Genomic DNA, 989 nt, shown 5'->3' with positions numbered 1-989 from the left:
GTCCCCGGCTGCTGGGCCCGCCCCCCGTCGCTCCCCGTGGGCGATGGTCCTTCGGTCGGCGTCATGGCCGTGCGTCCTCCGTTTCGGTGGCCGGGTCCCGGTCCGGGAGCAGGCCCTGGCGTCGGGCCGTCGCGGCGAGCGTACGGTGTCCGGACTGTTCGGCGAGTACGACCCGCTCCTGGGGCAGGGCCCGCTGCCACCCTTCACCGGCGGCCGCGTCGGCCGTGGCGCGCAGCTCGGCCAGGGCGACGGCGAGGCCGCGGCGGGCGGATTCCAGGGCCGCGGTGCCGGTGTCCGGCTCGGCCAGGAGGCGGGCGGCGCGTTCGCGGGCCCGGCCGGCGGCGGTCAGCGCCCGTCGACGCGGTCGCCCGCCCGCCGGTCGGTGACGGCCAGGGCGGCGACGAACCCGACCGGCGCGCCGACGACGGCGTCCACGACCCGCTCCGTCATCAGCGCCCCGGGGTCCCGGTGCCCGGCGAACTCCGTGATCAGCAGAGAAGGTCAACAGGTGTTTCAACTTTGAAGGGTAGCTCCTCACGTGGTGTGCTCCGCCGAATGCTCCCCGCGTACACCCTTGCGCTCGCGTGCGCGCCGCATGGCCCGGGCATCGAATGACCGACTGCCGAAGGGGGAGGTGCGCGTGCACGGACCGGCTTCGTCCGGCTGGCTGCTGGTGGCGCTCTGCGCGATGACCGGCTCCTACTGCCTGGCGCGGATGCGCAGCGGCGCCGAAGGGGAGCGCAGCGCCGCGGGCGGCGAGGCGCTGATGGGTTTCGGGATGGCCGCGATGGCCGTGCCGGCGGCGGTGTTCACCCCGCCTTCGTGGGCCTGGCCCGTCTACGCGGCGGTGTTCGGGGCGGCGGGCGTTCACGCGCTGTGGGCGGCACGGGCCTCCGCTCACCATCTCCACCACCTGGTGGGTGCCGCGGCGATGGTCTACATGTCCGTCGTCATGGCCGGCTCGCCCGCACACGGGCACGGTGGGGGCG

1 protein-coding gene and 1 pseudogene are annotated in these 989 nt (G+C 75.6%); one reads left to right on the top strand and one right to left on the bottom strand.

Translation table 11 applies throughout. The features are described from left to right. Nucleotides 1–61: 61 nt before the first annotated feature. Nucleotides 62–498 (bottom strand): annotated as a pseudogene (locus C1J00_RS47500) (FUSC family protein); the annotation flags it as partial. A 142-nt stretch (nt 499–640) separates the two neighbouring features. Between C1J00_RS47500 and C1J00_RS43620 the strand changes: the two are divergent. Next, nucleotides 641–989, top strand: a 349-nt coding sequence (locus tag C1J00_RS43620) for a DUF5134 domain-containing protein (protein ID WP_146046427.1), incomplete at its 3' end; no start/stop codon positions are given.

The sequence above is a fragment of the Streptomyces cahuitamycinicus genome (assembly GCF_002891435.1).
In the GTDB taxonomy this organism is placed as follows: Bacteria; Actinomycetota; Actinomycetes; order Streptomycetales; family Streptomycetaceae; genus Streptomyces; species Streptomyces cahuitamycinicus.
Note: the sequence above shows the minus strand (reverse complement) of the source record. Positions and strands in the feature narration are given on the sequence as shown.